General features: G+C 72.8%; 1 protein-coding gene. It reads left to right on the top strand.

All coding sequences use genetic code 11. From position 1 onward, the window contains the following. The coding region (locus L615_RS19875; protein WP_261376777.1) for an NAD(P)/FAD-dependent oxidoreductase at positions 1-813 on the top strand (813 nt) is incomplete at its 5' end. Positions 814-1169: the final 356 nt, after the last annotated feature.

The following is a 1169-nucleotide window of genomic DNA, read 5'->3' as shown; positions in this document are numbered from 1 at the left end:
CTGCCGACGCTCGACGAGTCCGGTGCGGACGTGCGCTACCTGCGCACGATGGACGACGCCACCGCACTGCGCGCCGACCTGTCCGGCTCGATCCTCGTCGTCGGCGCGGGCTGGATCGGCCTCGAGGTCGCGGCTGCAGCGCGGGAGGCCGGCGCGGCCGTGACCGTCGTCGAGAGCGCTCCCCTCCCCCTCGGCGCCGTGCTCGGCCCGGAGCTGGCCACCGTCTTCGCCGACCTGCATCGCGAGCACGGCGTGGACCTGCGCCTGGCCACCTCCCTGGCGTCGGTCGACCACACCGGCGGCCGCACGACCAGCCCCCCCCACCCCAGCGACCGCACCCCCGCCGGGGGGTGGGCCACCGACAACGGCGTCCTCGTCAACAGCCGCCTGCGCGCCTCCGACCCGCACGTCTTCGCCGCCGGCGACGTCGCCCGCCAGGACCACCCGCTCCTCGGCCCGATCCGCGTCGAGCACTGGGACACCGCCATCCACCAGGGGCGCCACGCCGCCCGCGTGATGCTGGGCGAGGACGCGGCGTACGACCGCCAGCCGTACTTCTTCACCGACCAGTACGACCTCGGCATGGAGTACGTCGGCCACACCGGCCGGGGCTACGACGAGGTCGTCGTCCGCGGCGACCGCGCCTCCCGCGTCCTGACCGCCCTGTGGGTCAAGGACAGCCGTGTCGTCGCGGGCATGCACCTCAACGACTGGGACGCCATCGACCCCATCCGCACCTGGGTCGGCCGCCCAGCCACCCCGCAGCTGCGCGACACCTCCATCGCCCTCGCCGACGTCCCGCTCGTCGACTAGGCGCCCGGCTGCTCCAGGGGTTCGGTCGTCCCAGCGGCCGAAGGCAGCGACGAGGGAGTGCGGTGGGTGGTTGGGTCCGCCTGTCGGTTTGCCGTTCCGTAGGTGGCGATGTCGTTGGTCCCAGCGGGCTGCAGTTGCGTAGCCGGGACAGTTCCGAAAGGCAGCGACGAGAGGGCTTGGGGGGGTCCGGCGGTCGGCTTGGGGTCCCGTAGGCAGCGCAACTCCCGGTGGTTGAGGTGCGAGGCGCCCCAGCGCCGAGCCTCGAAACCCCCGGGCCTTCAACGCGGACTGTGGACAGAGAATCTGGAGAATCCCCAGTCCACAGGGCTCTCCTGACGCATGTGTGGGTCAACAGG

It is taken from the genome of Nocardioides sp. J9, from assembly GCF_007829375.1.
GTDB lineage: Bacteria > Actinomycetota > Actinomycetes > Propionibacteriales > Nocardioidaceae > Nocardioides.
This window is presented reverse-complemented; position numbering and strand designations above follow the sequence as displayed.